Origin of the sequence: Salipiger sp. HF18, assembly GCF_011806505.1 — a bacterium.
Taxonomy (GTDB): Bacteria; Pseudomonadota; Alphaproteobacteria; order Rhodobacterales; family Rhodobacteraceae; genus Salipiger; species Salipiger thiooxidans.
The window spans coordinates 1-7,405 of record NZ_JAATOS010000189.1 but is presented as its reverse complement, the minus strand read 5'-3'; the positions used below and the strand labels follow the sequence as shown (position 1 = coordinate 7,405).

Sequence of the window (7,405 nt, the reverse complement as noted above, 5' to 3'; positions counted from 1 at the left end):
GCCTCAGCGGATCGAGTCCCAGCGGCTCTGCACCGCCGCGGTCACGTCCTCGGCGCTGGCACCGGTGACGTAGTCGACCATGCTCGTCCAGAAGGCGCCGGCGCCGATCTCGGCGGGCATCAGGTCGGAGGCGTCGAAGCGGAAGGTGGTCGCGTTGGCGAGGATCTCACCCATGGCGCGCTGCGCGTCGGTGGCATAGACCTCGGGGTTCACGCCCGCATGGGCGGTGAGAAAGCCGTCCTGTGCCATCCAGAGCTCATGCGCGATGGGCAGCTTCAGGTATTCGAGCATCGCGTCCGTCGCCTCGGAGGGCTTGGTGATCGAGAACAGCGTGCCCGCGCCCAGCACCGGGGTGCCGAGGTCCTTTTCCTCGTAGGCCGGGAAGTAGAAGAAATCCGCATCCGCGCCGAGCTCTACATTCTCCGGGAAGAAGGCCGGGATGAAGCTTGCCTGACGGTGCATGTAGCATTCGGGCGGCACCGAGAAGAGCCCGTTCGGGCTGTCACGGAAGTCGGTCGTGGCCGCCGCCTGCGCGCCCCCCTGGACGAACTCGTCGTTGCGCACGAACCAGCCGAACTCCTCGACGGCCTCGACCACCGCGGGGTCGTTGAAGGGGATCTCGTTGCTCACCCACTGATCGTAGACCGACGGCTCCTGCGTGCGCAGCATCAGGTCCTCGACCCAGTCGGTGGCCGGCCAGCCGGTCGCGGCGCCCGACCCCAGCCCGATGCACCACGGCGTGCCGCCGTCGTCGACGATCTGCTGGGTCAGTTCCTTGAGCTCTTCCATGGTCTCGGGGATCTCGTAGCCCATTTCGTCGAAGGCGATGGGCGAATACCAGACGAGGCTCTTGAGATCGACGCGGTAGAACAGGCCGTAGACGTGGCTCTCGCCGTCGGGGCCCTCGTAGGTCGACAGATCGACCCAGCTGTCACCGGCGGAGAAATTCTCGGACACCCAGTCGGCGGTGTCGTCGGGCAGCGCGGTCAGCAGCCCCTGCCTCGCCATGTCGGCGGCAAGCCCCGGTTGCGGGAAGACCGCGAGGTTGGGTGCGGTGCCCGCGCGGGCCGAAATCACGATGTCCTGCTCGAAGCTGTCGGAGCCCGAGTAATTGACGTTGGCGCCGGTCGCTTCCTCGAAATAGCGGAAGACGACGTCGACCTTGGCCTTCTCGTTGCCGGTCCAGGGGCCGGTGATCTCGACGGTCTGGCCGGAGAGGTCGTTTTCGTCGGCAAAGGCAGTATAGCCGTCCCACTGGAAGTCGCCCTCACCCACCTCGAAGGGCATGTCCTGGGCCTGTGCGGTACCGGCGGCCAGCGCAAGCAATGCAACGCTTCCAAGGAAACTGCGTTTGATCTTCATGGAAAAGGCTCCTCCCAATCCTCGCGGGAAACCCCGCATTGGTTTTCGCTTCTGGCGAGACTCGGCCAAAGCGCTTTGAAGATGCCCGAGCCTCCCGCGGATCATTGCGTCTGTCAATCGCAATTTGGCGGAATTTCCGACCACTTTAGCGCTGAAACGCGCCGGATCAAGGCGGTGAGAAAACATCTTTTCGCCGGACGGGTTTTGCGGTTAGGCTCGAAATCATCCGAAGCGCTTTGGGAGCGAGAGCCATGAACCTGAAGATGCTCGCCGCCCATCTCGGGCTGTCGCAGACCACCGTGAGCCGCGCCCTGAACGGCTACCCCGAGGTGAGCGAAGGCACGCGCCGGCGCGTCATCGAGGCGGCACAGCTGCTGAACTACGCACCCAATGCCCGCGCCAAGGGGCTGGCGACGGGCCGCGCCATGGCCATCGGCCACGTCATCCCGATCTCGACCCAGCACGAGATGATGAACCCGGTGTTCGGCGATTTCATCGCCGGCGCCTCGGAGACCTATCTCAAGGCGGGCTACGACATGACCCTCACGGTCACCGGCGACGAGGACGAGGCGCAGAACTACCGGCGCCTGCAGTCGAAGGGCAATGTCGACGGCATCATCGTGCACGGGCCCAAGATGGCGGACGGGCGCATCTCCTTCCTGAACGGGCTGCGCATGCCCTTCGTCGTGCATGGCCGCGCCTCCAAGCTCGACGCGCCCTACAGCTGGATCGACATGAACAACACCGACGCGTTCCGGCGCGCGACCTCGTTCCTGCTCGATCTCGGGCACCGGCGCATCGCGCTGGTCAACGGGCTCGAGTTCATGGATTTCGCCTTCCGCCGCCGTCACGGCTACGAGCTGGCGCTGGCCGAGCGCGGCCTCGCCCCCGAGCCCGAGCTCATGCAGAGCGAAGAGATGACCGAGCCTTACGGCTACCGTGCCGCCGGGCGGATGCTGGCGCTGGCCGAGCCGCCGACCGCCATCCTGTGCTCATCGTTGATCTCGGCCATCGGGGTGCGGCGGGCGATCCACGAGGCGGGGCTCGCCATGGGCCGCGACGTGTCGGTCATCACCCACGACGACGACTTCAGCTACCTGTCGAACGGCCGCGACCTGCCGATCTTCACCGCCACCCGCTCATCGGTGCGCGAGGCCGGACGGCTGGCCGCCGAGATGCTGCTGCGCCGGATCGCCGATCCGGACCAGCCGCCGGAATCGCGCCTTCTCGAGGCGCAACTGATCATCGGCGGGTCCACCGGCCCCCCCCCCCGAAAACCCTAGGAAAAGGCCGCATGGGACTGACCCGCCAAAATTTTCCCGAGGGCCGCGGCGCGGTGAATGCCGAGGGGCTCGACTTCTACGACCGCCTGACCGACGCCTTGCTCGAGCGCGGGCTCAAGCCCTATGCCACGCTTTACCACTGGGAACTGCCCTCGGCGCTGGCCGATCTCGGCGGCTGGCGCAACCGCGACATCGCATCGTGGTTCGCCGAGTTCACCGAAGTCGCGATGACCCGGCTCGGCGACCGCATGGCGACGGTCGCCCCGATCAACGAGCCGTGGTGCGTCGCGTGGCTCTCGCATTTCCTCGGCGGGCAGGCCCCGGGTCTGCGCGACATCCGCGCCGCCGCCCGCGCCATGCACCACGTGCTGCTCGCTCACGGCCGCTCGATCGAGGTGATGCGCGGGCTCGGCATGTCCGGGCTCGGCGGGGTCTTCAACCTCGAATGGGCCGAGCCAGCCGACGACAGCCCAGAGGCGCGGCTCGCGGCCGACCGCTACGACGGGCTCTACAATCGCTGGTTCATGGGCGGCGTGTTCCGCGGCGAATACCCCGCCATCGCGCTCGAAGGGCTTGAGCCGCACCTGCCCGGGGGCTGGCAGGACGACATGGGGCTGATCTCGCAGAAGCTCGACTGGTGCGGCATCAACTACTACACCCGCAAGCTGCTCGCCCCCGACCCGACGGCCCCGTGGCCGTCGCTGAAGGAGGTGCCGGGCATCCTGCCCAAGACCTACATGGACTGGGAGATCTACCCCGAGGGCCTGTTCCGCTTCCTCACCCGCACCGCGCAGGAATACACCGGCGACCTGCCGCTCTGCGTGACCGAGAACGGCATGGCCTCGCACGACGATCCGGTCGGCGACACGGTCGAGGACGAGCACCGCATCGCCTTCATCGACGCCCACCTCGCGCAGGTGAAGCGCGCCATCGCCAACGGCGTGCCGGTCGAGGGCTATTTCGCCTGGTCGCTGCTCGACAATTATGAATGGAGCTTCGGCTACGACAAGCGCTTCGGACTGGTGCACGTCGACTTCGACACGCTTGCACGGCTGCCGAAAGCCTCCTACCACGCTCTGGCGAGAGCGCTAACGGAGAACAAATGATGACGACCCAGATGACCGCGGTGCTGGCGGATATCGGCGGAACCAACACCCGCGTGGCACTGGGCGCCGGCCCCGAGATCGACGAGGCCAGCGTCCGGCGCTACCGCAACGCCGACTGGCCCGGCATCGGCGCGGTGCTGCGCGACTACCTGTCCGAGACCGGCGTCAGCGTGCAGGCCACCTGCGTCGCCATGGCGGGCCCGGTGCGCGACGGCGCGGGGCGGCTCACCAACCTCGACTGGGAGGTGAACCGCGACATCCTGCACGAGGCCACCGGCGCCGATACGCTCGCCGTGCTGAACGACCTGCAGGCGCAGGGCCATGCCGTTGGACACATCGACGCCGCCAATCTCACCGAGATCCTCCCCGGCCAGCCCGCCAGCCCGCAGTCCGCACGGCTGGTGATCGGCATCGGCACGGGCATGAACGCGGCGCCGGTCTACCGGCTGGGCGACCGCACGCTGGTGCCGCCGGCCGAGGCCGGCCACGCCACGCTCGCGCTGCGCACGGACGAGGAAATGCGGCTCTTCAGCTACATCTCGCAGAAGCACGACAGCGTCGGTGTCGAGCACTTCCTCTCGGGCCGCGGCTTCGAGCGGATCTACAACTGGCTCTGCGTCGAGGACGGCGAACCCGAGGCCGACATGCCCCCCGCCGAGATCATGACCGCGCTCGAACGTGGCGAGCCCCGCGCCGCCCGGGCGGTGACGATGTTCTCTCGGCTGATGGGCCGGGTCTGCGGCGATCTCGCCCTGATCACCCTGCCCTTCGGCGGCATCTCCCTCACCGGGGGGGTGGCCCGCCACTTCGGGCCCTACCTGCTCGACAACGGCTTCCGGGACGGCTTCCGCGAGAAGGGGCGCTTCAGCACCTTCATGGACCAGTTCCCGGTGCATCTTGTGACAGATGACTTCGCAGCGCTTACCGGATGTGCATGTCATCTTACGGAACAGTTGCAGAATCAGGCGTAGATGAATCACGTCCTTGTCTTTTAAGCGACCGCCCTATTGATACTGGCTGTACTCGGAGCACCGGGTGCCAAGCCTTCCTATGAGCGAGCACCAGCCCATGATCCAGATGAAGACCCCTCCCCTTCGCGACGCGATCCTGCGCCACCTGACCTATTCCTTCGGCAAGGATCCCGAACACGCGATCCTCGAAGACTGGCGCATGGCGCTGAGTTACGCGGTGCGGGACCGGATCGTCGACGCGTGGTTCAAGGCCACCGAGCGCACCTACGACACCGGCGCCAAGCGGGTCTACTACCTGTCGATGGAGTTCCTCATCGGGCGCCTGCTTGAGGACGGCATCGTCAATCTCGAGCTGGTGGACGAGGCCAAGGCCGCGCTTGCGGAGTTCTCCAAGGATTACAACGAGGTTCTGACCGACGAGCCGGACGCCGCGCTCGGCAACGGCGGCCTCGGCCGTCTCGCCGCCTGTTTCCTCGAGAGCCTTTCGACCATCGGTTGCCCGGCGCATGGCTACGGCATCCGCTACGAGCACGGCCTGTTCCGCCAGAGTTTCGTCGACGGGCGCCAGATCGAGCAGCCCGAGCTCTGGCTCGGCCAGCGCCACGCCTGGGAATTCGAACGCCCCGAAGTGCGTTATCGCATCGGCTTCGGCGGCCATGTCGACACCCGCGGCGAGACCGTGCGCTGGTACCCTTCCGAAGAGGTCGAGGCCGAGGCCTTCGACACGCCCGTGGTGGGCTGGAAGGGCCGCTGGGCCAACACCCTGCGCCTGTGGTCTGGCCGTGCCATCCACCCGTTCGACCTCGACGCCTTCAACCACGGCGACTACGCCAAGGCCGCGGCGCCCGAGGCGCTGGCGCGCACCATCAGCCGCGTGCTCTACCCCGACGACACCACCGAACAGGGCAAGGAGCTGCGGCTGAAGCAGGAGTATTTCCTGACCGGTGCCGCCCTGCGCGACATCCTGCGCCGCTTCAACAACCAGTTCGGCGACCTGCGCCGCCTGCCCGAAAAGGTGGCGATCCAGCTCAACGATACCCACCCGGCCATCGCCGGCCCCGAGCTGATCCGCATTCTGCATGACGAGCGCGGCATTCCATTCGACGAGTCGATGGAGATCGCCCGCGCCACGCTCAGCTATACCAACCACACGCTGCTGCCCGAGGCGCTGGAAAGCTGGGGCGAGGCATTGTTCGGCCGGCTGCTGCCGCGTCACATCCAGATCATCGACCAGATCGACTTCACCCACGCTCAAAAGAACCCCACGCGCACCCAGTCGATGCGGTCCGATCACCAGGTCAAGATGGGCCAGCTGTCCTTCGTGATGGCGCATCACGTGAACGGCGTCTCGGCACTTCATACCGAGCTCATGAAGACCACCGTCTTCGAAGAGCTGCACCACCTGCACCCCGACCGCATCGTCAACGAGACCAACGGCGTCACTCCGCGCCGCTGGCTGCTGGCCTGCAACCCGCGTCTTGCCGGGCTCATCACCGAGGGCATCGGCGAGGGCTGGGTCGACGATCTCGAGCAGCTCGAGAAACTCGAGCCCTACATCGAGGACGCCGGCTGGCTCGAGCGCTACGCCGGGGTCAAGCGCGCCAACAAGGTCGAGCTGTCGAATTGGATGGGCCAGGCGCATGGCATCCACGTCGATCCCGATATGCTCTTCGACGTGCAGATCAAGCGCATGCACGAGTACAAGCGCCAGCACCTCAACATCCTCGAGGCGATCGCCCACTGGCAGGAGATCCGCGAAAATCCCGATGCCGGCTGGACGCCGCGCCTCAAGCTCTTCGCGGGCAAGGCTGCCCCGGGCTATTTCTTCGCCAAGGACATCATCCGGCTGATCAACGATGCGGCGGTGGTCATCAACAACGACCCGGTGACCAACAAGTACCTGAAGATCGCCTTCCTGCCGAACTACAACGTGTCGCTGGCCGAGCGGCTGGTTCCCGCCGCCGACCTCTCCGAGCAGATCTCGACCGCCGGCAAGGAGGCCTCGGGCACCGGCAACATGAAGTTCGCTCTGAACGGCGCGCCCACCGTCGGCACGCTCGACGGCGCCAACGTCGAGATCCGCGAGCACGTGGGGGCCGAGAACTTCATCCTCTTCGGCATGACCGCCGAGGAGGTGATGGAGCGCCGCACCGTCGAGAGCCATGCGCAGAAGGCCATCGAGGCGGACCCGCGGCTGGCCAGTGCCCTGAACGCAATCCGCGACGGCCGGTTCTCGCCGTCCGAGCCCACGCGCTACCACAACGTGGTCGGCAATCTGGAGGGCGCGGACTACTTCCTCGTGTGCTCGGATTTCACCGATTACTGGCGTGCACAGCGCGAGGTCGACACCGCCTTCGCCGATCCGCAGGGCTGGGCGCGGATGGCCGCGTTCAACACCGCGCGGTCGGGCTGGTTCTCGTCGGATCGCACAATCCGGGGCTACATGGCGGACATCTGGAAGGCAAAAAGCCTGCTCGATCGCTGAGTCAGAAACAGTTAACGCGACTCATTGCGAACAGCTCAGATCGCACTACAGTCCGAGGCATGACCGATGCAAAGCACCCCCCCGCCTCGGAATTTCAGCGCCTGATCCAGGGGCAGCATGACGATCCATTCGGCCTTCTCGGGCCGCGTGGGTCGGGCAACGACCGCCATGTCACTGCCTTCGACCCCGGCGCCGAAA

General features: G+C 66.4%; 5 protein-coding genes. 4 read left to right on the top strand and 1 reads right to left on the bottom strand.

Annotated elements, in window-relative coordinates:
* Nucleotides 1-3: 3 nt before the first annotated feature.
* The gene (locus tag HC022_RS15270; RefSeq protein WP_167453022.1) at nucleotides 4-1,356 is read right to left on the bottom strand and encodes an ABC transporter substrate-binding protein; all 1,353 of its coding nucleotides are present in this window, start codon (nucleotides 1,354-1,356) and stop codon (nucleotides 4-6) included.
* A gap of 257 nt (nucleotides 1,357-1,613) precedes the next feature.
* Between HC022_RS15270 and HC022_RS15265 the strand changes: the two genes are divergently transcribed.
* The 4 genes from HC022_RS15265 to HC022_RS15250 all read left to right on the top strand — a co-directional run bounded on the left by HC022_RS15265 (nucleotide 1,614) and on the right by HC022_RS15250 (nucleotide 7,207).
* A complete protein-coding gene (locus tag HC022_RS15265; RefSeq protein WP_167453021.1) occupies nucleotides 1,614-2,645 on the top strand; it encodes a LacI family DNA-binding transcriptional regulator in 1,032 nt (343 codons plus the stop codon).
* An 11-nt stretch (nucleotides 2,646-2,656) separates the two neighbouring features.
* Nucleotides 2,657-3,751 carry a glycoside hydrolase family 1 protein gene (locus tag HC022_RS15260; protein WP_254885105.1) on the top strand — a complete coding sequence of 365 codons (1,095 nt, stop codon included), beginning with the start codon at nucleotides 2,657-2,659 and terminating at the stop codon, nucleotides 3,749-3,751.
* Nucleotides 3,751-4,722: a glucokinase gene (locus tag HC022_RS15255; RefSeq protein WP_167453020.1), complete on the top strand. Its 972-nt coding sequence runs from the start codon at nucleotides 3,751-3,753 to the stop codon at nucleotides 4,720-4,722. The genes HC022_RS15260 and HC022_RS15255 overlap by 1 nt, the downstream gene beginning before the upstream one ends.
* A gap of 97 nt (nucleotides 4,723-4,819) precedes the next feature.
* Nucleotides 4,820-7,207 (top strand): glycogen/starch/alpha-glucan phosphorylase, encoded by a 2,388-nt coding sequence (locus HC022_RS15250; RefSeq protein WP_167453019.1) that lies wholly within the window; start codon nucleotides 4,820-4,822, stop codon nucleotides 7,205-7,207.
* The last annotated feature ends 198 nt before the right edge of the window (nucleotides 7,208-7,405 follow it).